Origin of the sequence: Kineosporia sp. NBRC 101731 (assembly GCF_030269305.1) — a bacterium.
Lineage (GTDB): Bacteria > Actinomycetota > Actinomycetes > Actinomycetales > Kineosporiaceae > Kineosporia.
The window spans coordinates 555,451-577,407 of the sequence record NZ_BSTC01000003.1 but is presented as its reverse complement, the minus strand read 5'-3'; the positions used below and the strand labels follow the sequence as shown (position 1 = coordinate 577,407).

The following is a 21,957-nucleotide window of genomic DNA, read 5'->3' as shown; positions in this document are numbered from 1 at the left end:
CCTACTACCGGGCCCTGTTCCACCTGCGCCGGACCACCCCGTCCCTACGCCTGATGAGTTGGGACGCCATCAGCCAGCAGCAGCAGGTCACGGTCGCCGGCCAGGTGGTCACCTCGAGGATCAGCTCCCGGGCGGATGCTCCCACCGACTACGACACGGTCGTCGTGGTCAACCCCACCACGGGTGCCCAGGACGTCACCCTTCCGGACGGCGGGACCTGGACCAAGACGTTCGACGGCCGGGGCATCACCACCGACGACCGCACCGCTTCCCCGGCCGCGGTCACGGTGTTCCGGGTGGTCCGGCGGAGCTAGGTCCGGCGCCGACGCCGGGCATGTACCGCCGCACCCGTCCCTTGCCCTCACGTTTGGCCGTGTACATCGCCACGTCCGCCGCGTGCAGCAGGGCCGGGCCGGTGTCGCCGTCACCCTCCATCGCGACGCCGATGCTCGCCCCGACGCGGACCGTGCACGAGCCCAGATCGAACTCGCGCGTCAGCTCGGCCAGGATCGCGTGACCGATCTGCAGGGCGATCTCCTCGTCACCCAGGCCGGGACACAGCACCGCGAACTCGTCGCCACCCAGCCGGGCCACCACGTCCGTACTGCGCACCGACGCCGCTATCCGGTCGGCGACCTGGATCAGCAGGTCGTCGCCGGCACCGTGGCCCTGGGTGTCGTTGACGGCCTTGAACCCGTCCAGGTCCAGGTAGAGCACGGCGACCGCGCTCTTGCGCCGGTCGGCCAGGGTCTGTTCCAGCTGGCGATGCAGGTGCAGCCGGTTCGGCAGCCCGGTGAGCGGGTCGTGGGTGGCGTCGTGGTGCAGCCTCTCGGTGAGTTCCTTACGGGCGGTGATGTCCTCGACCAGGCAGATCAGGTACGGGCCCCGGCCGTCGCCGGGCGGGCGCACCGCCGACGTGGACACCCGGCCCCACTGTTCCTGGCCGTCGGGGCGCACGATGCGACGTTCGGTGGTGATCGTCTCGATCACGCCGTGCAGGAGTTCGGCGACGTTGCGGCGGGAGTCCTCGGCCTCCCCGTCGTCCATCAGGAGGGCATCGATCCGCAGGGCCAGCAGCTCGTCCTCGGTGCGCCCGGTGAGTTCGCAGAAGGCCGAGTTGACGTGGAAGATCGCCCCCGGGTCGTCGCTGTCCAGGGCGACCATCGCCATGCCCACCGGCGCACCGTCGAAGGCGAGCCGGAAGCGGTCCTGGCTCTCGCTCAGTTCCTCCTGCACCTGCAGCACCCTCGACAGGTCGGTCACCACCCCGATCCGGGCCTGCTGGGCTCCGTCGGGAGCCTCCTGGGCACTGACGGTGAGCTGACCCGGGAAGCGGGTGCCGTCCTGACGGATGAAGGTCCACTGCCGCCCGTGCAGTCCGCGGGAGGCGACACTCTTGTCGACCTCCTGCCCCAGCGAGGTCCCGTCCGCCGTCAGGTCGGCCAGCTCGTCCGGGTCGTGCAGGTCGTGAACGCGAAAGCGCCCCACGACCTCCTGCGCGGTGTACCCGAACAGGTTCTCCGCACCCCGGTTGAAGAACTGGATGACGTTCGTGGCCGGATCCGCGCCGATGATGGCGACCCCGGTCACCGCGTCCAGCACGGCCGCCAGCTCGTCGTGGGCGCGAGCCACCTCGGCCGCGGCCGCCTTGGCCTCGGTGATGTCCTGAAGCGTGGCGAACACCTGCCGGATCCGGCCGTTCGCCCCTCGCTCGGCGGCGGCGTAGGAGAGCACGTCGCGGACTTCGCCGTCCGGGCGGACGATCCGGTACTCGGTGGTGCGCCGCCGGCCGTCCTGGCTGATCGTCACCATCTCCTGCTGCAGCCGGCCGCGGTCTTGCGGGTGAACAGCGGCGAGCATCGCCGGCAGGCCCGGCGTGGTGTCGGCCGGTGAGGTCCCGAGCAGGGCGAACAGGCCGTCGCTCCAGACCACCTCGCGCGCGCCCGGCTCCCAGCGGGTCGAGCCCAGCCGGGCCATCCGCTCGGCGCTGTTGAGATCGCGCGTGCGGTCGTGGATGACGGCGAAGGCCCGGTCGCGCGCCTGCGCCACCACGGCCACCACCAGGGTGATGAGCGTCAGGTTCAGGATGGAGTCCTGTAACGCGATCACGATCTCCCCCGAACGGTCCAGGGCGGCCACCCGCCCGAAGCCGTGCAGGGTGCCGACCGTCATGATCACGGCGGCGAGGGCCTGCCCGACCGCGGTCCGCAACGGCCCCAGGCGCAGGCACGACCAGATCAGGGGCAGAGCGATGATGGACGAGCTGATCACCCGCTGGTGGGTCAGGAACACCGCTCCGCAGACCGCGCCGAGCACCAGCAGTTGCAGTGCCCATTCCAGGTTCGTCCGGTGGTCGCGCAGTCCGGCCAGGATCTGCGCCGGATGACGGACCTGCTGGGCGAGCAGGGCGCTGGCCGTGACGCACAGCCCGAGCAGATGGCTGCGGGCGAACTGCCACCAGAGCCGGTCCACCTCGCCCCCACCGACACCGATGACGGCCGCGAACGCCACCGACGCCACCGTGGTCCCGGCCAGGGCGCAGAGCACGACGAGCATCATCTGACCGCGGTGGCCGGCCGTGCGCCGTTCGGGCAGGAAGCGGCCGATGAACGCCGCGGTCAGGCCGGTCTCGCACACGCCGCCCACCGCGCCGGCCACCGCGTTCAGCGAGAACCCGGTCATGGCCGCGGCCACGGTCAGCCCGATCGCGAGGCCCGCGACGATCGGTCCCCACAGCCAGCGACGGCTCAGCAGCAGGGCGACGGCGCCCACCCCCGCCAGAGGCCACCAGACCGGCCCCTCCTCGGAGGAGTGCATTAAGAACTCCACGCCGGCCAGGCGCAGCAGCACCGCGAGCCCGGCCGCGACCAGCACGGCCACGACCTGGCTCGTCCGCCGGGAGGGAAGGGGCGGGCCCCGGACCTCCCCGACCTGATCCGCCACACGTCCTCCGCTGCCCCAGCCGTCCTCCGGTTCTCAGTGACTCGGAGCCTGGACGGGCGGGCCTGAGCCAGGACGCGTCACCCACCCGCCCGGGTCAATGCCGAGCACGCTGGGTGGCCGGGTGGTCAGGCGGGGCGGCGGTTTCCCGGGCCTCAGCAGCGGCTGCCGGAACACCTCGGTCTCCGGGTCGGAAAAGCGTGGTTGAAGCCGAGGATCGAGATGTGCGCCCCGACCTGCGCCAGGGGCTCACCGTGATCGCCGAGTCGGTCAACCCCCTCGCCATCACCCGGCAGGCCTGGCGCGACATCGCCGGCCGGGCCCGGGTACCCGCCCTCGAGGCCGAGATCATCTGCAGCGACGCCACCCAGCACCGGCACCGCGCCGAACACCGCCACGTCGACATCCCCGACCTCGTCCCGCCCGACTGGGACGCCATCACCGGCCGCGACTACGAACCCTGGGACCGGGCGCACCTCGTGATCGACACCGCGTCCCGCGACGTGGCCACCTGCGTCGCCGAGCTACGCCAGGCCGTGGAAGCGGAGACCGGCCCGGTCACCGACCGCCCGCACTGACCAGCCGGTCGATCGCCCCGGCCGGCCCGGTGCAGGTGAACCACTCCACGCCGTAGGCCGAGTGCAGGTCTTCCTGGCGCAGGTGCTCGGCGTCGATCTGGCTGGAGTGTTCCTGCATCGCAGCCACCTTCGCGGCGAAGTCGAAAGCCCCGGCCCGATAGCAGGCACCGATCCGGGTGGCCGGCAGGCCCACCGGCACGCTCGGCAAGCCGGCCCGGCGGACGGCGTCGTTGGCCCCGAGCACCAGGTGCCGGATCTCCTGCCGGGCCAGGCTCTCGGCGTCGACCGTCGCCTCGTAGTAGCTGAGATCCGGCTGATGACGCGCCACTTCGGCAACGGTGCGGTGCACGAAGACATGGTCGGGATGCGGGTAGATGCCACCCTCGTCATAGCCCACGATCGCGTCGGCACCGACCCGCTCGACGATCTCCCCGATCTGCCCGGCGACCGCGTCCACCGATTGGCGGGCCAGGGCGTGCCCCGAGCACGGATCGCCGATTCCGGAGTCACCCCACCCCAGGGTCACCAGTTCGTGAACCCCGAGCACGGACGCGGCCCGCTCGAGTTCACGGGCCCGCACCGACCCGACGTGCCGCCCCTGGCCGGCCAGGTCCTGGCCGGCCAGGCCGTCGGTGGCCACGACCAGCGTGACGCGGGCACCTCCACGGGCCAGGGCGTGCATGACGGCACCGGTGAAGATGGCCTCGTCGTCGGGATGGGCGTGCACGAAGACGACCGAGTGGTCGACATACGGACGGCGCTGGACAGGGGGTGTGAGCACAGCAGACACAGGTGACGCTCCGGTGATGAGAAGGGTTGTCGGGGCGCAGATCAGCCCGGACAACACCCCACCGGACAGCGGGAGGACACCACGGTCATGGCGACGTACAGCATGAAGGTCCCCCGTTCGCAGGTCTGGGCCGTGGCCCGGGTGTTCATGATCGGCCCGGTCGGACCGGACCTAATCTCTACAAGAATAGTCTACTTTACGGCCAGGAGCGCCATCCACTGCCCGACGAGCCACTCCTGGAAGTCGGTCGGGGCCCATCCGGCCTGCCGCACCAGGACGTCGTAGTTGCGCGGATGCCCTGCGGCCCAGAGCAGGTCGGCCGTGCGGTCGGGATCGGCCGGGGCCGCGCAGATCCCCGCCCGCACCAGCCGGTCCAGTCCGCGGCGGGAGTCCGCACGCATCTTCTCGGCCTCTTGTCCGTACGCCACCGCCAGATAGGCATCGGTGTTGGCACCCTCCTCGAACGCCGCCCACAGCTTCGCCGAGCGGTCGTTCGCCGCCGTGATCAACGCGGCCTGGGCGACGAGGACCTGATTCAGCACCGGCTCGGCAACCGCGAAGAGATCGACCACCTCCGGCCGGTCGACCAGACGGGCCCCCTCCTCGTCGTCGATCACCTGCACGAGCGCCTTCAGGAAGATCTCCGGCTTGCCACCGATCGCATAGAGCGTGTTCACCGAGACCCCCGCGGCGACGGCGAGCTGACGCACCGAAGTGGCCGCGTACCCGTCCTGTGCGAATTTCCCGGCCGCGACCTCCAAGATCCGGCGCCGGGTGTCTTCGGCCTGCTGCCCACGCAGGTCCGAACGATAGGTGCGGGACATGCTCACTTCCTGGCTGACGGGAGAGCCAGAATAGTTGAGAAATTGACTGAAACAGTGTTGCAGTGAATTCTTGACCGGAGGGCCTTCCCCGGGCCCATGGAACCAGCAGGAAGCAGACCCATGAGCAAAGTCATCGTCGCGGCCACCCCGCTGGCCGGGCACACATCACCGATGCTCCAGATCGCGGCGGCCCTGGTGACCGCCGGCCACGAGGTGACCTTCCTCGGCGGCGAGCGCTACACCGGCAGCGTCAAGGAGGCCGGCGCACAGATGGTCGCCCTGACCGGGAAGGCCGACTACGACGACCGCCGGTTCGACGAGTTCTTCCCGAACCGCGCGTCCACACCGCCCGGTCCCCCGCAGCTGAACCTGGACCTCCGGCAGGTGTTCGGCGACCCGCTGGTGCAGCAGCACCTCCAGCTCCAGGCGCTCCTGGCCCAGGACCCTGAGCAGACACTGATCACCGATCTCATGTTCCTGGGCGCCTGGCCGTCCGCACTCGGCGTCGGCCTGCGCCCGCGCCGCTGGATCTCCCTGGCCATGACCCCGCTGTACGTGGCCAGCGTCGACACCTCGATGCTGGGACCGGTGCCGGTGGAGCCCGGTGGCGACCAGGCAGCTGCGAACCTAGCTGCGACAGCCGCTTTCGATGCCATGCTGGAGCCCGGCTTCTCGCACGTGCGCGACCTCATCGCCGGGCTGGGCGGCGACCTGAGCCGGGTGACCGGTTACATCGCCACGGCCTACTCCCTGCCCGACATCGTCGCGCAGCCCACGGTGCCCGAACTTGAGTTCCCGCGCAGCGATCTTCCGGAGCACATCACCTACGTCGGCCCGCTCCCGATGACCACGGTGGACGCCTGGACGCCCCCGAGCTGGTGGAGCGAACTGGGTTCGCGTCCGGTGGTGGCGGTCACCCAGGGAACATTGTCGAACCACGACCTGAGCTCATTGGTCGAGCCGACGCTCACGGCCCTGGCCGACGAGGATGTCCTGGTCGTGGTGGCCCTGGGGGGACGGGCGGTGGACGAGATCGCCGAGAAGTCGCCGGCCAACGCCCGGGTCGAGAGTTTCGTGCCGTTCGACCGCCTGCTGCCCCACGCCGACGTACTGGTCACCAACGGTGGCTACGGCGGGGTCCAGGTCTCCCTGGCGGCCGGGTGCCCCGTGGTCGTGGCCGGCACCACCGAGGACAAACCGGCCACTGCGGCCCGGGTAACGTACAGCGGTACCGGGGTGGATCTCGGCACGGATACGCCTGCGCCCGAGCAGATCCGGGACGCCGTGCGAGCCATTCTGGCCGATCCGGGCTACCAGGAGCGGGTGGACGCCATGCGGGAGGCGTACTCCCGCTACGACAGCCTGGCGCTGATCGTGGCCATGGTCGAGAGGGCCTGACCGGGCCCCTACCGGATCACCGATGCGCGGCCCGGGTCGTCCCGCGCATCGGTGGAGGGCCGTCACGGGAGTCAGGCACTGGGGTTCCCCCCGTAGTCGCTCAGGGGCCGGTCAGGGCGTGGCGCAAGAGCTCGGCCTGCAGATCACGCACCGCCCCCGGCGCGCTCGGCGCCCGGCGCGCGTACAGCAGGAGGGTCACGTCCGAGCCGGTTCCGGCCAACGGCCGGTGGGTGATCGCGCCGTGGCGTTCCAGGGGGTCGCCGATCACGCTGTAGTCCGGCAGGAGCGTGACGCCGAGCCCCTCGGCCACCATCAGCTTGCCCATCTCGGCGCCGTCCGTGGAATAGGACACCGCCGGGATCTCCCCGTCGAAGAGACGCTGGACGAAGCGGTGCATGAGGTAGCCGGCCCGCATCACGATCAAGGGCTCGCGCAGCAGGTCATCCCGGCCGATCACGCCCAGCGCCGCCAGCGGGCTGTCGGGGTGCAGGCAGGCCACCACCCGACCGCGCAGCAGCCGCGTCGTCGCCAGGTCGTGCGGCGGGTCGTCACCGTCCAGCACGTTGACCAGGCCGAGATCCAGACCGCCCTCCCGCAGCGAACGTTCGATCTGGTCCTGCTGGGCCGCGATCACCTCGACCTGGGTCTCCGGGTGCCCGGCCCGGAAGGCCCGGACGGCCGGTGTCAGCAGGGTCACCGTGGCGGCGTTGACCGTGCCCACCCGCACCATCCGGTGGGTGCGGTGCTGCTGGTCGGCGGCCCGCCGGAGCCGGTCGACCGACTCCAGCACACCCATGATGTGGGGCAGCAGCTCGCGGCCGTCGTCACTGACCACGGCCCCCGAGCGTCGGCGGTCCAGCAGCGTGACCCGCAGTTCCCGCTCCAGATTGCGGATGGTCTCCGACAGCGCGGGCTGGGAGACGTGCAGTTCCTCCGCCGCGCGCCGCAGGGAACCCAGACGGGTCACCGTGGCCAGGTACTCCAGCTGTTCGATCCGCATGCCGGCTCCAGTGATCGGGTTGCCCTTCCACCCCCTCGCCAACTCCTATTGGACGAATCGCGCGGGAGAGACGGATAGTAGACGCATTCTCTACACATCCAGTTGAGATTATGACGCCGGAACGCCACAGGTCAGTCCGACCGAGTGGCCGCTTTTGGTGGTGAGAGCGAGGAGGGGCGATGACACCGGACGCCTCGGCGACGCCGTCGTCACCGGTAGGGAAACCGAACCAGCCGATCCGCGACGACGAGGAGGCGGTGAGCGCCGTGACCGGCCTGCTCCCGCAGCTCGCAGCCGGAGCCGCCCGGCGCGACGCCGAGCGCCTTCTGCCGCACGAGGAGATCCGGCAGATCAGCAAGGCCGGGCTGTTCGCCCTCACCGTGCCCGCGGCCTTCGGCGGGCCGGACGTCCGTGTGGTGACGCTGACCGAGGTCTTCCGGCTGCTCTCGGTGGCCGACCCGAACCTCGGGCAGATCCCGAACAGCCACTACGTGTTCCTCGAAGCGCTGCGGCTGGGCGGCACCCTGCACCAGCAGCAGCGGTTCTACGGCGAGGTGCTCGCCGGGGCGCGGTACGCCAACGCCCAGACCGAACGCGGCGGGCGCACCATCACCGACGACGTCACCGCACTGGCCCCCGACGGCGACGGCCGGTACCGGCTGAACGGCGAGAAGTTCTACGCCACGGGCTCCTTGTTCGCCGACCGGCTGCTGGTGCGGGCGGTGCTGCCGCAGCGGCGACCGGACGGGAGTGCCGACAAGGCGGTCGCTTTCGTTCCGGCGGATGCGCCCGGAGTTCAGATTGACGACGACTGGGACGCTTTGGGCCAGAAGACGACGGGTAGCGGGACGGTCCGGTTGGACAACGTTCTCGTTCCCGTCGCGGACGTCATTCCCTACACACCGATCTTCGACCGGCCCACCACCTACGGCTCGTTCGCCCAGGTGCTGCACGCCGCCATCGACGCCGGGATCGCCCGGGCCGCGCTGAACGCGGCCAAGGAGCAGGTCACCCGGGCCCGGCCGTGGTTCGAGGCCGGCGGTGACCGCGCGGTCGACGACCCGCTCCTGGTGCAGACCGCGGGCGAGGCGGAGATCACCGTGCGCGGGGCCGAGGCCCTGCTGCAACACGCCGCCTCCCTCGTCGACCTCGCCCGGACCGCGCCCGACGCCACGAACACCGCCGAGGCCTCCATCGCCACCGCCGTCGCGAAGGTGGCCTCCGCACGGGCGGCGCTCGACGCGTCCTCCCTGCTGTTCGACCTGGCCGGCACCCGATCCGTGATGAATTCGCTGAATCTGTCGCGGTTCTGGCGTGACGGTCGCACCCACACCCTGCACGACCCGGTCCGCTGGAAAGTCCAGCACATCGGCCGCTGGCTCCTGGACGACGTCGCCCCGCCCCGCCACGGCCAGATCTGAGAAAGGCCTCCCTCGATGTCTCTCACCTTCCACTGGTTCCTGCCCACCTACGGCGATTCCCGGTTCATCGTCGGGGGCGGCCACGGCCTGCCCGCCGGCACCGCCTCGGGTGACCGCCGGGCGAGCCTCGGTTACCTGGGATCGATCGCCCGCGCCGCCGAGGAATTCGGTTTCACCGGCGCCCTGACCCCGGCCGGGGCCTGGTGCGAGGACGCCTGGCTGACCACGGCGATGCTGACGCGCGAGTCCGAGCGGCTGAAGTTCCTCATCGCCTTCCGGCCCGGCCTGATCAGCCCCACCCTGGCCGCCCAGATGTCCGCCACGTTCGACGCCCATGCCCCGGGCCGGCTGCTGCTCAACGTGGTCACCGGTGGCGAGGCCCACGAGCAACGCTCCTACGGCGATTTTCTCTCCAAGGAAGAGCGTTACGCCCGCTCCGACGAGTTCCTCACCGTGATCCGCGGGCTCTGGCGAGGTGAGACCGTCAGCCTCGACGGCCGGCACATCCAGATCGATCAGGCCACCATCCCGTCCGTCCCCTCGGTGACCCCGCCGCTGTACTTCGGCGGATCGTCCGCCGCCGCCGGGCCGGTCGCCGCCGAGCACGCCGACGTCTACCTCACCTGGGGCGAGCCGCCGGCGCAGGTGGCCGAGAAGATCGCCTGGATCCGTCGGCTGGCCGCTGCCCGAGGTCGTGAGATCCGGTTCGGGATAAGGCTTCACGTGATCACCCGCGACACTGCCGACGAGGCCTGGGCCCGCGCCCAGGGCCTGCTCGACGCCCTCGGGCAGGACATCGTCGCGGCCGCCCAGGCCGGCCTGGCCCGCAGCGAGTCGACCGGTCAGGCCCGGATGCGCGAACTGCACGAGGCCGTCCGGGCCTCCGGCGACTGGCGCGACCCGCGCACCCTGGAGGTCTACCCGAACCTCTGGGCCGGCGTCGGCCTGGTTCGCGGTGGCGCCGGAACCGCTCTGGTCGGGAGCCATTCCGAGGTGGCCGACCGGATCGCCGAGTACGCCGCCCTCGGCATCGACGAGTTCGTGCTGTCCGGGTACCCACACCTGGAAGAGCTGTACTGGTTCGGCGAGGGTGTGCTGCCGCAGCTGCGCGGGCGTGGGCTGTTCACCGGCCCCGCCGCCCAGGGCACCGGCCACACACCGTTCCTGCCGGCCCCCTCGGGCCACCGGTGACCGCTCGAAGATTCTGGTCCGATTAGGGCGGTTTGCCAGTATTGCTACCCCTCCGATGGTTGCATGGACCCATGTCGCAGAACTGGGCCCAGCAGGCCGCAACCCGCGCACTGAAGCCCGCCCTCACCGTCCTCGACCGGCGCATCGAGCGTCTCGCGCGCAAGCGGGCGCGTCAGGTCGTGGACGAGAGCCGGTCGGTCCGCGACCTGTTGGGTGAGGCGAACAAGCTGCGCACGGAGCTGGTGTCCGTGCAGACCGAGCTGGCGCGGATGCGCGGCGAGGTGACCTCGTCGGGCTTCGCCATCGACCTGCTCCTGGGGTCGCACGGCCGCCGCAGTTCGCGCCTGATGAGCAAGGACGATCTGCAGAAGCTGGCCGCCCAGGTGACCCGGACCGCGCAGGCCCCGGACGCCTACAACCGGGTGGTGCAGGCCTACCGGACCCTGTTCGAGCTGGAGCTGCGGGGTGTGGGGCGTCTGGCGGGCAGCCCGGGCAACATTGTCGGCAAGCTCGCCACGACCCCGCTGCTGAACCCGCCGAACGGCGAAATTCTGGAGATCGGGACGCTGTTCGGCCTGTTCTCGGGGGGAATGGTGCGGCAGATCAGCCGCATCGGGCTGAAGTACGAGCTGACCATCATCGATCCGCTGGCTTCGGTGCAGTTGCAGGTCACGCAGTTGCGGCCGGACACCTCGGGTTCTCCCGTCACCGAGACCGTCGTGCGCGAGAACCTGGCGCTGGCCGGGGTCGATCCGGAACGGCTGCGGCTGATCCGGGGATTCTCCGAAGACCCCGCGATCCAGGCCCAGGCCGGTGACCGGGAGTACGGGGTCATCGTGATCGACGGTGACCACTCGGCCGAGGGTGTGGCCAACGACCTGGTGTTCGCCGAGAAGATCGCGGCGCCGGGCGGCATCGTGGTGCTCGACGACTACGGCACCCAGGGCTGGCCGGGGGTGGAAGAAGCCACCACGCGTCATCTGGCCGGCGACACCCGGTTCGAGTTCCTCGGCCGGGTGTCGACCAGCGCGTTCCTGCGGGCCCGTCCGCTCGGCACCGAGGCGGTGTAGTCGTCCGGCCGGTAGGTATCGTGGTTTCCGGCGGTCGGACTCGGGCGCCCAGGGAGGAGCCCGATGGACGACGGTACCGGTATCCGGACGAACTCCGGTCGGCGTAGTCCCCCGTCCGGGCCGTCACCGCGCACCCGGCCCCGGGGCGACCAGGCCCGGGCCCGGCTGCTGGCGGCGGCTCTGCAGTCGTTCGTGGCCAACGGGTTCCACGGCACCGGCACGCGGGACATCGCCGAGGCGGCGGGGATGAGTCCGGCCGCGGTGTACGTGCACTACTCCTCGAAGGAGGAGCTGCTCTTCGCCCTGTCCCTGGCCGGCCACCAGGAGGCCCTGGACCTGGTGACCGGCGCGGACGAGCCGCACCGGGAACCGGCGCAGCGGTTGTGGTCGGTCGTGAACGCGTTCTGCGAGTGGCACGCGGCCAACCACGTGAACGCGCGCCTGGTGCAGTACGAACTGGGCTCACTGACGCCCGAGCACGCCGAGGTAATCGCCGGGGTGCGGCGGCAGATCTCCGGCACGGTCCGGGCGATCCTCGCCGAGGGGGTGCAGGCCGGGGTCTTCCAGATCCGCGACCTGAATCTGATGGTCGTGGCGCTGATGTCACTCAGCATCGACATCGCCCGCTGGTACCGCTCCGACGGCGAGTGGACGCCCGCCACGATCGGACGCCACCACGCCGACATCGCCCTCAGCATGGTCGGCCTGATTGACTCAGCCCCGGAAAATTCCTAGGGCACCAGCAGACTCACGATCTCCGCGATACAGGCGGGCTTGACCGCGTCCTTGATCTCGATCGTGACCCGGGTGACCACCTGCACGCCGTTGGCGCCCGGCTCGACCGAGAGCAACTCGATCCCGGCGCGCACGGACGAGCCGACCGGCACCACCGACGGGAAGCGAACCCGGTTGGAACCGTAGTTGATCGCCATGCTCACCGCCTCGACGCGGTAGACCTCCCAGCTCAGCATCGGCAGCAGCGACAGGGTCAGGTAGCCGTGCGCGATCGGCCCCTTGAAGGGGCCCTGCGCAGCCCGCTGCGGGTCGGTGTGAATCCACTGACTGTCGCCGGTGACGTCCGCGAAACCGTCGATCTGGTGCTGGGTGACGGTGTGCCACGGCGAGTGGCCGAGGTGCTCACCGACCGCGGCGGTGAGTTCGTCGATGCCCTGGAAGACGCGCATCAGTCGGTGGGCCCGCCGGCCACGTAGATGACCTGACCGGAGACGAAACCGGCGCCCTCGCTGGCCAGGAACGACACGGTGTGCGCGATGTCCTCGGGTTTTCCCGTGCGGCGCACCGGGATCTGCTCCGCGGTGGCGGCCTTGAAATCCTCGAACGGCACACCGATACGGGCCGCGGTGGCCGCGGTCATCTCGGTCTCGATGAAGCCCGGCGCCACGGCGTTGGCGGTGATCCCGAACTTGCCCAGTTCCAGGGCCAGGGTCTTGGTGAATCCCTGCAGCCCGGCCTTGGCCGCCGCGTAGTTGGCCTGCCCCCGGTTACCCAGCGCGGACGTGCTGGACAGGCTGACAATCCGGCCCCAGCCCGCGGCGACCATGTGCTGCTGGACCGCCCGCGTCATCAGGAACGAACCGCGCAGGTGCACGTTCATCACCTGATCCCAGTCGTCCACGCTCATCTTGAACAGCAGGTTGTCGCGCAGGATCCCGGCGTTGTTGACCAGCACGGCCGGGGCCCCGAGCGTGCCGGTGACCTCTTCCAGCGCCCGGGCCACGTCGGTCTCGGAGGAGACGTCGGCGCCGACCGCAAGGGCCGTTCCCCCCGCGGCCTCGATCTCGTCCACGACGGTCTTGCAGGCATCGGCCGACAGGTCGAGCACGGCGACGGCCAGACCGTCGGCGGACAGCCGACGGGCCACGGCTGCGCCGATACCGCGGGCGGCGCCGGTGACGACAGCGGTGCGAATGGTCACGATCAGATACCTCCGGTGAGAGTGAGCCCGCCGTCCACGACGACGGTCTGGCCGGTGATCCAGGCGGCTTCGCCGGACAGCAAAAAGGCCACGACACTGCCGATGTCGGCCGGCTCCCCCAGCCGCTTCAGCGGGTAGGCGGCGGCCACCTCGTCCTCTCGCCCTTCGAAAAGAGCTGAGGCGAAACGGGTCTTGACCACGGCGGGAGCCACGGCGTTGACCCGGATGCCGGGCCCCAGTTCGACCGCGAGCTCCTGCGTCAGGTGCACGAGCATGGCCTTGCTGGCGCCGTAGAAACCGATGCCGGGCGCCGGTTTGACACCCGCCACCGAGACGATGTTCACCACCGAGCCGCCGTTGTCCTTCATCCACCGCGCGTGCACCTGCTGGATCCAGGAGAGCGCCGCGATGCAGTTCACCTCGACGATCTTGCGGGCCGCGTCGAGGTCGATCCCGACCAGGGGGCCGTGGACGGGGTTGATGCCGGTGTTGTTCACCAGCAGGTGGGCTCCCCCGAACTCGGCGATCGCCCGCTCGACGACCTCGGCCTGGTGGTCGGTGTCGGCGGCGTGGCCGGCGACACCGATCGCGTGCCCGGATCCCCCGAGCTGCTCGACCGCGTCCTTCAGGGCATCTCCCCGGCGGGCGGTGATGACGACCCGGGCACCGTCGGCGACGAGCTGCCCGGCGATGGCCAGCCCGATACCACGGCTGGCGCCGGTGACGATCGCGGTGCGGCCGGTGAACCGCTTCTGTTCGACCGTCTCCGCCATCAGGACAGCCGCTCGATGACCATCGCCATACCCATGCCGCCGCCTACGCACATCGACTCCACGCCGATCTGCTGGTCGTCGGCGCGCAGCACGTTGATGAGCGTGCTGGAGATGCGGGCGCCCGTCATCCCGAACGGGTGGCCCACGGCGATGGCCCCGCCCTTGACGTTGAGGCGGTCGACATCGATGCCGAGTTTCTGCGCCGAGCCCAGGCACTGGACGGCGAAGGCCTCGTTGATCTCGAACCGGTCGACGTCCGCGAGCGCGATCCCGGCGTTCTTCAGCGCCAGCGGGATGGCCTCGACCGGGCCCAGTCCCATGATCTCGGGCGAGAGCCCGGTGACGGCGGTGGAGAGGATCCGCGCCAGCGGGGTGATGCCCAGTTCGCGGGCCCGCACGTCACTCATCACGACCAGCGCCGCGGCCCCGTCGTTGAGCGGGCAGGCGTTGCCGGCGGTGACGGTGCCGTCGGGACGGAAAACCGGTTTCAGGCCGGCCAGGACCTCGGTCGTCGTGCCGGGCCGGGGGCAGTCGTCACGGTCGACCACGGTGCCGTCGGGCAGCTCGACCGGGGTGATGTCCTGGGCCCAGAACCCGTCGGCGACGGCCTTCTCGGCCAGGTTCTGGCTGCGGGCGGCGAACGCGTCCTGCTCGGAGCGGGTGATGCCGGTCAGCTGGGCCACGTTCTCGGCCGTCTGGCCCATCGCCACGTAGACGTCCGGCAGCGCCCCGGCCTCGCGCGGATCCGTCCACGACCCGGCGCCCTCCTGGGCACGCTCGCCCGTGCGGGCCACCGCGTCCTCGAACAGGGGGTTCTGCAGGTCGTCGCGACCGGGGATGTAGTCGCTGCTGCCCTTGTCGAAACGGCTGACCATCTCGACGCCGGCCGAGATGAAGGCGTCGCCCTCACCGGCGCGGATGGCGTGGAACGCCATCCGGGTCGACTGCAGCGAGGAGGAGCAGTACCGGGTGACGGTGGTGCCCGGCAGGTGGTCGTACCCGGACAGGACCGAGACGATCCGGCCGAGGTTGAAACCCTGCTCGCCGCCGGGCATGCCGCAGCCGAGGATGAGGTCACTGATCTCGCGGGGGTTCAGTTCGGGCACCTGGGCCAGGGCGGCGTGGACCATCTGGACCGTGAGGTCGTCGGCCCGAAGGCTCTTGAGAGAGCCCTTGCCGGCCCGGCCGATGGGTGAACGGGCAGTGGAGACGATGACTGCTTCGGGCATGACATCCCAACCTGAGCGATCGCTTAGTTATTGATTCACCCTGCCCGGAAAGCCTCCGGCCCGTCAAGAACCCCGGAGCCGGGCGGTCGGTGGATTCCCTTCACCGCAAGGTGCTTGGCTGCGGCCGACGACCGTGCTAGACCTAAGCGATTGCTTACCCACCGGAGGTTCCGCGATGAAGCGCGATCTGTACGACGAGGACCATGAGTCGTTCCGGGCGACGGTGCGGGAATTTGTCGAGCGCACCGTGCTCCCGCACGTCGGGCAGCACGCCGACGACCGGCTGATCCCGCGGGACGTCTGGCTCGAGGCCGGCAAGCAAGGGCTGCTCGGCCTGGAGATCCCCGAGGCCTACGGCGGGTCCGAGGCCGGCGACTACCGCTTCAACGCGGTCGCCTCCGAAGAACTGTCCAAGGTCAACGCCGCACTGGTCTCCTGCTGGGGCATCCATTCCGACGTCACGGCGCCCTACCTCGTCGAGCTCGGGACGGACGAGCAGAAGCAGCGCTGGCTACCGTCGATCGCCACCGGCGAGACCTGGCTGGCCATCGGCATGACCGAGGCCTCCGGCGGCTCCGACCTGGCCTCCCTCAAGACCACCGCCGTGCGCGACGGCGACACCTGGGTCATCAACGGCTCCAAGACCTTCATCACCAACGGCTACTCGGCCGACCTGGTGCTGACCGCCGTGCGCACCTCGCCGGAGAAGAAGGCCCGCGGTATCACCCTGTTCGCGATCCCCACCGACGCCGAGGGTTTCAGCCGGGGCCGCAAGCTCGACAAGGTCGGCCAGGAAGAGTCCGACACCGCCGAGCTGTTCTTCGAGAACCTGCGGCTGGGCGATGAATACGTGATCGGCGAGGTCGACAACGGCTTCATCCACATGATGCAGAAGCTGCCGCAGGAACGCCTGGGCGCGGCCATCTCCAACGTGGCCCACGCCCGGCAGATCCTTCTCGAGACCATCGAGTACGCCAAGGAGCGGCGCGCCTTCGGGTCGGCGATCGGGTCGCTGCAGCACAACAAGTTCCTGCTCGCCGACCTGATCACCCGGATCGAGGTGGCCGAGGCGTTCGTGGACAAGTGCGTACTGGCGCACACCGCCGGGGAACTCACCGCCGTGGACGCGGCCAAGGCCAAGTGGTGGACCAGCCAGACCCAGAACGACGTGCTCGACCACTGCGTGCAGCTGCACGGCGGCTACGGCTTCATGAACGAGTACCGCGTGGCCCGGGCCTGGCGCGACGCCCGGGTGACGAAGATCTGGGCCGGCTCCAACGAGATCATGAAAGAGCTGATCGGCCGCGACCTGGGATTGTGACCCTCACCGCCGCCGGCGCACCTGTGAGCGCAGCGCCAGCCGGCTGACCGGGCCCAGCCCTTCGACGACCTCCACCAGGGCGCCCAGCTGGTCCAGCGCGTCCAGGGCCAGAGCGCCCTGGTCGGGGTCGACACCCTCGTACAGCTCCAGCCCGACGAAGGCCGCGCACACCGCGCGGCTGAGCCCGGCCGCATCGACGAGTTCGCCCAGCGGTGAGTCGTTCAGCAGCCGGGTCAGAACGGCCTCGATCTCGGCGACCCACAGCTTCAGGGCGTCGGCGGTGACCCGGCCCAGCGCGGGGTCGGTCTGCCCGGCGGCCAGGAGCTGGGCCAGCACCGCGACGTTTCCCTCGGCCTGCTCCGAGGCATGCAGGTCACGCCCGACCGCCAGCAGCTCCCGCAGCGAGGTGACGGTGGCGAAGCGCTCGCGGTAGAGCGCCACTCGGCGTTCCGTCGAGCGGCGGCAGGCCTGCGCCAGCAGGCCTTCCATCCCGTCGAAGTGGTAGAAGATCAGCGCCTGGTTGACCTCGGCGGCCGCGGCGACGGTGCGGGCCGAGGTGCCGGCGATGCCGTGGGTGCGCAGGGTGGTGAGCGCGGCCTCGACCAGGCGGTCGACCGTCTCCGGGCCGCTGCGCCGACGCCGGCCGGAGGGTGCTTCGCTGTCGTTCACGGGCGCCTGTCTACCAGCGATTCGGACGGGGACGGAGCGAGCCTGACATGAGTTGAGCGGCTGCTCAAGACGACGCCGAACCTATACTCACCGCTCGTGCGGGTTCTGGTGGTGGAGGACGACAACGAGCTGGGCCCGGCCCTCACCTCGGGCCTGCGGGCCGCCGGGTTCGCGGTCGACCACGCCACGTCCCGCGCCGAGGCCGACCTCAAGGTCTGGGTCAACACCTACGACTGTGTGATCGCCGACCGCGGCCTGCCCGACGGCGACGTGCTCGAACTGCTCCGGACCTGGCGCGAGAACGGTTACACCGTGCCGGTTCTGGTGCTGACGGCACGGGGCGCGGTGGAGGACCGGGTCGCCGGGTTCGCGCACGGGGCCGACGACTACCTGGGCAAGCCGTTCGCCCTGGCCGAGCTGGTCGCACGGGTGCGTGCGCTGGGCCGGCGCGAGCAGCACCCACGACTGCCCCAGCTCACCGTCGCCGACCTGACCCTCGACGTGCCCACCCACCGGGTCCGGCGCTCCGGCGTCCTGCTCACCCTCACGGCCAAGGAGTTCGCCGTGCTGGAGGCGCTGATGCTGCGTGCCGGGGAGGCGATGAGCCGCACCGAACTGCTGGAACGTTGCTGGGACGAGATGAGCGAGCCCGCCTCGAACGTGGTCGACGTGGTGATCCGGCACCTGCGCCGCAAGCTCGGACCGCCCGACCTGATCGAGTCGTTACGGGGCGTCGGTTACCGCCTGAACGGTCCGGCGTGAGCTCCGCCCGTCCCGCTGCCCAGCAACTGCGGCGAATGCGCTGGCGCCTGACCCTCCTCTACACCGCCGTCAGCGCGCTCTCGCTGGTCACGCTGCTGGTCATCGCCGCGTACAGCGATGCCCGCTCGGCCTCGCGCAGTCTCGACGCGGAGATCACCGGACGGGTGCAGGCGCTGTCGCGGGCCGTCTGGATGGACGAGGGCGTGCTGCACCTGGAACCACTGTCGGAGGACGAGCTGGCGACGGCGTCGGAGGTGACAGCAGTTCTGCAGAAGCCCGGCACCGGCATCCGGTGGGTGCGCCCCCGGCAGAGCGACGTTCTGCCGGGGGCCGACCAGCTGACCGACCTGTGGGCGGCGACCGTCCGGGAGCAAGAGCCGGTCTTGAGGACGATCACGGCACCCGACGGGCGCCGGTTGCGGTGGGGTACGGCACCGGTGTGGAACGAGGACGACATCGGCGCCGTCGTCCTGGTCGCCGTCGACCTGACCCCCGGAGAGCACAGCCACACCGAGCTGGTCGCCTGGCTGTCCGCCGGCTGCATCCTGCTCGTGCTGGCCTCGGCCGGAGCCGGCCACCTCCTGTCCGGCCGCAGCATGCGCCCCTCGATGCGCGCGCTGGAGCAGCAGGAGCAGTTCCTCGCCGAGGCGGCACACGAGCTGCGCACACCGCTGGCCACCCTGCGCCTGAGCGTGGAGAGCCAGGCCGGCGCCCCGGACGCGCTGCGCCTGGTCGATCATCTCGACCGGCTGGTCGGCGGGCTGCTCAGCCGCGCCCGCATCGACAGCGGCGCCCGGCCCCTGGAACTCACCCCGCTGCGTCTGGACCTCCTGGTCGAGCAGGTGGTGGACGAGATGCCGGAGCCGGGCGCAACCGTGTCGCTCCGCACCGAGCCCAGCGTCGTGCTCGGCGACCCCGACCTGCTGACCCAGGCCGTCCGCAATCTGGTGGAGAACGCCCTGCGCCACGGTGCCTCGTCCCCGGTGGAGGTATCGGTCGAGGACGGCCGGGTCTCCGTCCGCGACCACGGCCCGGGCATCGCGGCCGCAGAACGCGAGAAGATCTTCGGCGACCGCGTCACCGGCGGGCGCGGCGGTGACGGCCGCATCAGTCCGCGCAGCCGCATCGGCGAGCGCGGCGGCATCGGCGTGGGCCTGGCCATCGTCCGCTGGGTCGCCGAACTGCACGGCGGACGGGCCCACGTCTCCCCCGTGACCGGCCCCGGCGCCCTGGTCGAGCTGGAGCTGCCGGTCTTCATCGTCCGCTAATGGTCTGTTCGCCAGGCTGTCGGTATGAGCCTTGACCTCAGAAGACGACGGACCACCCGGATCACCGGGGTGGTTGCCGTCGCCACGGTGCTCGTCGCCACGGCCGCCGTCACTCGGACCGGGGCCTTCGCCTCCGAACCGGCCGCCTCCGTAAAGCCCGCCGCCCAGGCGGTGACCAGCGTCGCCCTCGTGCCCGCACAGGGCGCCCTGCTCGGCCAGTACTACGGCAACGGCACCATCGCCCAGACCACCCAGCGCATCGGCACCACGCCACGCGTCCACCTGACCTACTACGACTTCGCGAGCGACGACTGGATCACGTCGCCGGTCAGCAAGGCCGACTTCTCGGCCGGCCGCATCCCGCTGGTCAACGTCGAACCCAACGACGTCGACTTCGACGACATCGTCAACGGCACGTACGACACGATGCTCAGGAAGCGCGCCGACGATGCCAAGGCCCTCGGCCAGAAGTTCTTCATCGACTTCGCCGCGGAGATGAACGGCGACGAGGGCTGGGGCGAACACCGTCCCGCCGCCTACATCGCCGCCTGGCGCCACATCCACGACATCTTCACCGCTCGCGGCGCCACGAACGTCGTCTGGGTCTGGTGCCCGAACAACGAAACCAGCCCGGGCACCCCGGCCGCGATGAAGTATTACCCCGGTGACCGGTACGTCGACTGGACCGGGATCGACGGCTACAACTGGGGCACCTCCGACCCCGACTTCGCATGGCAGACCTTCAAGTCTGTCTTCGCCGGCCTATACCCCCAGCTGGCCGCCAAGGGCAAGCCGATCATCATCGGCGAGATGTCCTCCGACGAGACCGGCCAGAGCAAGGCCACCTGGATCAACCAGGTCGTCCCGACCCTGAAGAAGGACTACCCCCTGATCAAGGCCGTCGTCTGGTTCGACATCAAGAAGGAACGAGACTGGCGGATCAACTCCTCCGCGTCCGCCCTCACGGCCTACCGGAACCTGGCCAAGGACCCGTACCTGAACCCCTGAGCCACCCCGGTCCCGGCGACCAGCAGCACCGCGATCAGGACGAAGGTTCCGGACACCGAGACCTCGGCGCATCCCCATCCGGCCAGGGCGGTGCCGGTGGAGCTGCCGATGTTGGACACCGAGGTGACCCAGGTGCTGGCCTCGGTGTGCTCGTGCGGTGCGGTGATCCGGTCGCTGGCCGTGAAAGCTGCCACGAACAAGGGTGACACCACCACGGCGCTGAGTGCCACGAACCCGGCGACCGACCAGAGGTGTGGCAGCAGAACACATCCCATGACGAGGGGCAGCCGCACCGCCATGAGCACCGCCAGTTCCCGGCGCCAGGGCCACCGCGGCCACCCCGCGCCAGGCCGGTCCTGCGGCGAGCACCACCGAGGCGGCGGCCGGCCCGAGGAAGAAGACCACCTCCTCCGCGACCGCGTCGAGGGAGTAGGCGGCCGGTCTCTGCTCCTCACCGATCGCCTCCCGCCACTGCGCCCGCATCGACGGACCCAGCGAGGGAGCACACAGAAGACCGCCGACCAGGCAGACCATGATCCAGACGCCGCCGGTCTGCGTGCCCCGGGCGCCGAGTACCGCCACAGCGGTCAGCGCGATCGTGAACAGCAGGCAGAGCGAGAACAGGGCATAGCCGAAGCGCCCGATCAGGGCCAGGGTGAAGACGCGCACCAGGCGTCGATCCCGTAGCACCGCACGGTAGGCCCCGGCACGAGAAGTGCCGAGCATGAAGGAGTCCTAGATAGACAGGGAAAGGGGCCAACGGGTGCCCGAGGGCACCGGCCGCTGTCTAGGGCTCCATCGACGACATGCGGAAAAGACTACCCCCTCACTGTGTTCGTGATCACGAGGGAAGGGAGAGGGCTCTAGCGATCAGATCACGGGCGGTGGTAATGCCCGCCGCCCGGGAACAGGGCCCACAGTTGCCGTAGGAGGTCCTCGTCGATGTCCGGCACCGTGCCCGCCACCAGGTCGGTGGGTTTGGCCGGGCCGCGCACGTGGGTGTGCAGTTGCTCCATCCGGCGGTCCATCTCGCCGGCCGTGCCCGCGGCCTCGGTGAGTTCCTCCACCAGGTGCTCGGGCACCTCGCCGTCGTACTTGTAGAAGATCTTGTGTTCCAGGCTGGCCCAGAAGTCCATGGCGATGGTGCGGATCTGCACCTCGACGATGACCGGCACCGGCCCGGTCGACAGGAACACCGGGATCTCGATGATCGCGTGCAGGCTCTTGTAGCCGTTCGGCTTCGGATGCGCGATGTAGTCCTTGACCTCGACCACCCGTACGTCGGTCTGCGAGGTCAGGGCCTCCAGCAGCCGGTAGGTGTCGGCGATGAAACTACAGGTGATGCGGACGCCCGCAATGTCGGTGATGTTCTCGCGGATCGCCGGCAGGGTGGGCTCGACGCCCTTGCGCACCACCTTGCGCAGGATGCTCTCGGGCGACTTCACCCGGGAGCTCACGTGCTCGATCGGGTTGTATTTCTGCAGGTAGAGAAACTCCTCCCGCAGGATGGTCACCTTGGTGAGCACCTCGTCCACCGCGAAGCGGTACTCCATGATGAAGCGGGTGAAATCGCGCTGAATCCCCCGGGCGAAGGCGACCATGTCCGGGTCGGGCGGGGCCAGACCCCGCAGAACCGGCAGGTTGTCCTCCGGTGTGCCCTCCACTGCCCTGACCTCCGTCGATCGCGCTCGGTGACTCCAGAGTAGTCACCGAGCGCGACCATCGCCCGGCCGGGGCGCAAGGTCACCGCCGACATCACGGCCGGAACGGGTTCAGGCG

22 protein-coding genes are annotated in these 21,957 nt (G+C 70.2%); 11 read left to right on the top strand and 11 right to left on the bottom strand.

Annotated features, from left to right (window positions below; translation table 11 throughout):
• Positions 1-53: 53 nt before the first annotated feature.
• Positions 54-314, top strand: coding sequence for a hypothetical protein (locus tag QSK05_RS12550; RefSeq protein WP_285597317.1), 261 nt, complete (start codon positions 54-56; stop codon positions 312-314).
• On the opposite strand, the gene QSK05_RS12545 is transcribed toward QSK05_RS12550, so the two are convergent.
• Complete coding sequence (locus tag QSK05_RS12545) at positions 283-2,943, bottom strand: sensor domain-containing diguanylate cyclase (RefSeq protein WP_285597316.1); 2,661 nt, start codon at positions 2,941-2,943, stop codon at positions 283-285. The genes QSK05_RS12550 and QSK05_RS12545 overlap by 32 nt on opposite strands.
• Before the next feature lie 221 nt (positions 2,944-3,164).
• On the opposite strand from QSK05_RS12545, the gene QSK05_RS12540 reads away from it, so the two are divergent.
• Positions 3,165-3,518, top strand: a complete 354-nt coding sequence (locus tag QSK05_RS12540; protein WP_285597315.1) for a P-loop nucleotide/nucleoside kinase family protein — start codon at positions 3,165-3,167, stop codon at positions 3,516-3,518.
• Here the strand turns inward: QSK05_RS12540 and QSK05_RS12535 are convergent.
• The gene (locus tag QSK05_RS12535) at positions 3,499-4,299 is read right to left on the bottom strand and encodes a PIG-L deacetylase family protein (protein WP_285597314.1); all 801 of its coding nucleotides are present in this window, start codon (positions 4,297-4,299) and stop codon (positions 3,499-3,501) included. The genes QSK05_RS12540 and QSK05_RS12535 overlap by 20 nt on opposite strands.
• A gap of 200 nt (positions 4,300-4,499) precedes the next feature.
• Positions 4,500-5,132 (bottom strand): TetR/AcrR family transcriptional regulator, encoded by a 633-nt coding sequence (locus tag QSK05_RS12530; RefSeq protein WP_285597313.1) that lies wholly within the window; start codon positions 5,130-5,132, stop codon positions 4,500-4,502.
• Positions 5,133-5,252: 120 nt separating this feature from the next.
• On the opposite strand from QSK05_RS12530, the gene QSK05_RS12525 reads away from it, so the two are divergent.
• Positions 5,253-6,530 (top strand): glycosyltransferase, encoded by a 1,278-nt coding sequence (locus QSK05_RS12525; RefSeq protein ID WP_285597312.1) that lies wholly within the window; start codon positions 5,253-5,255, stop codon positions 6,528-6,530.
• 100 nt (positions 6,531-6,630) lie between these two features.
• On the opposite strand, the gene QSK05_RS12520 is transcribed toward QSK05_RS12525, so the two are convergent.
• Positions 6,631-7,530, bottom strand: coding sequence for a LysR family transcriptional regulator (locus QSK05_RS12520; protein WP_285597311.1), 900 nt, complete (start codon positions 7,528-7,530; stop codon positions 6,631-6,633).
• Between the two features lie 179 nt (positions 7,531-7,709).
• On the opposite strand from QSK05_RS12520, the gene QSK05_RS12515 reads away from it, so the two are divergent.
• From QSK05_RS12515 to QSK05_RS12500, 4 genes are all read left to right on the top strand, one after another.
• Positions 7,710-8,951: an SfnB family sulfur acquisition oxidoreductase gene (locus QSK05_RS12515; protein ID WP_285597310.1), complete on the top strand. Its 1,242-nt coding sequence runs from the start codon at positions 7,710-7,712 to the stop codon at positions 8,949-8,951.
• 15 nt (positions 8,952-8,966) lie between these two features.
• On the top strand, positions 8,967-10,142 hold the full coding sequence (locus QSK05_RS12510; protein WP_285597309.1) for an LLM class flavin-dependent oxidoreductase: 1,176 nt from the start codon (positions 8,967-8,969) through the stop codon (positions 10,140-10,142).
• Between the two features lie 71 nt (positions 10,143-10,213).
• Positions 10,214-11,212: a class I SAM-dependent methyltransferase gene (locus QSK05_RS12505; protein WP_285597308.1), complete on the top strand. Its 999-nt coding sequence runs from the start codon at positions 10,214-10,216 to the stop codon at positions 11,210-11,212.
• A gap of 63 nt (positions 11,213-11,275) precedes the next feature.
• Positions 11,276-11,947: a TetR/AcrR family transcriptional regulator gene (locus tag QSK05_RS12500; protein WP_285597307.1), complete on the top strand. Its 672-nt coding sequence runs from the start codon at positions 11,276-11,278 to the stop codon at positions 11,945-11,947.
• On the opposite strand, the gene QSK05_RS12495 is transcribed toward QSK05_RS12500, so the two are convergent.
• From QSK05_RS12495 to QSK05_RS12480, 4 genes are read right to left on the bottom strand one after another with little or no spacing between them, the layout of a single operon-like run.
• Positions 11,944-12,396: a MaoC family dehydratase gene (locus tag QSK05_RS12495; protein WP_285597306.1), complete on the bottom strand. Its 453-nt coding sequence runs from the start codon at positions 12,394-12,396 to the stop codon at positions 11,944-11,946. The genes QSK05_RS12500 and QSK05_RS12495 overlap by 4 nt on opposite strands.
• The gene (gene fabG, locus QSK05_RS12490) at positions 12,396-13,148 is read right to left on the bottom strand and encodes a 3-oxoacyl-ACP reductase FabG (RefSeq protein WP_285597305.1); all 753 of its coding nucleotides are present in this window, start codon (positions 13,146-13,148) and stop codon (positions 12,396-12,398) included. The genes QSK05_RS12495 and fabG overlap by 1 nt, the downstream gene beginning before the upstream one ends.
• A 2-nt stretch (positions 13,149-13,150) precedes the next feature.
• Entirely contained in the window at positions 13,151-13,921 is a 771-nt protein-coding gene (locus tag QSK05_RS12485) for an SDR family oxidoreductase (protein WP_285597304.1), read from the bottom strand.
• Complete coding sequence (locus QSK05_RS12480; protein ID WP_285597303.1) at positions 13,921-15,150, bottom strand: acetyl-CoA C-acetyltransferase; 1,230 nt, start codon at positions 15,148-15,150, stop codon at positions 13,921-13,923. Before QSK05_RS12480 ends, QSK05_RS12485 begins: the two co-directional genes overlap by 1 nt.
• A gap of 175 nt (positions 15,151-15,325) precedes the next feature.
• On the opposite strand from QSK05_RS12480, the gene QSK05_RS12475 reads away from it, so the two are divergent.
• Complete coding sequence (locus tag QSK05_RS12475; RefSeq protein ID WP_285597302.1) at positions 15,326-16,471, top strand: acyl-CoA dehydrogenase family protein; 1,146 nt, start codon at positions 15,326-15,328, stop codon at positions 16,469-16,471.
• 3 nt (positions 16,472-16,474) lie between these two features.
• Here QSK05_RS12475 and QSK05_RS12470 read toward each other — a convergent pair whose 3' ends face one another.
• The gene (locus QSK05_RS12470; RefSeq protein ID WP_285597301.1) at positions 16,475-17,140 is read right to left on the bottom strand and encodes a TetR/AcrR family transcriptional regulator; all 666 of its coding nucleotides are present in this window, start codon (positions 17,138-17,140) and stop codon (positions 16,475-16,477) included.
• Between the two features lie 96 nt (positions 17,141-17,236).
• Here QSK05_RS12470 and QSK05_RS12465 point away from each other — a divergent pair, with 96 nt between their 5' ends.
• Genes QSK05_RS12465 through QSK05_RS12455 form a run of 3 tightly spaced genes read left to right on the top strand, consistent with a single transcriptional unit; the run spans position 17,237 to position 20,178 of the window.
• Positions 17,237-17,902 (top strand): winged helix-turn-helix domain-containing protein, encoded by a 666-nt coding sequence (locus tag QSK05_RS12465; RefSeq protein WP_285597300.1) that lies wholly within the window; start codon positions 17,237-17,239, stop codon positions 17,900-17,902.
• A complete protein-coding gene (locus tag QSK05_RS12460) occupies positions 17,899-19,170 on the top strand; it encodes a sensor histidine kinase (RefSeq protein WP_285597299.1) in 1,272 nt (423 codons plus the stop codon). The genes QSK05_RS12465 and QSK05_RS12460 overlap by 4 nt, the downstream gene beginning before the upstream one ends.
• Before the next feature lie 24 nt (positions 19,171-19,194).
• Positions 19,195-20,178: a glycoside hydrolase family 26 protein gene (locus QSK05_RS12455; RefSeq protein WP_285597298.1), complete on the top strand. Its 984-nt coding sequence runs from the start codon at positions 19,195-19,197 to the stop codon at positions 20,176-20,178.
• Here the strand turns inward: QSK05_RS12455 and QSK05_RS12450 are convergent.
• Complete coding sequence (locus QSK05_RS12450; RefSeq protein WP_285597297.1) at positions 20,139-20,483, bottom strand: hypothetical protein; 345 nt, start codon at positions 20,481-20,483, stop codon at positions 20,139-20,141. The genes QSK05_RS12455 and QSK05_RS12450 overlap by 40 nt on opposite strands.
• Positions 20,484-21,053: 570 nt before the next feature.
• Positions 21,054-21,779 carry a GTP pyrophosphokinase gene (locus QSK05_RS12445; RefSeq protein ID WP_352301053.1) on the bottom strand — a complete coding sequence of 242 codons (726 nt, stop codon included), beginning with the start codon at positions 21,777-21,779 and terminating at the stop codon, positions 21,054-21,056.
• Positions 21,780-21,957: the final 178 nt, after the last annotated feature.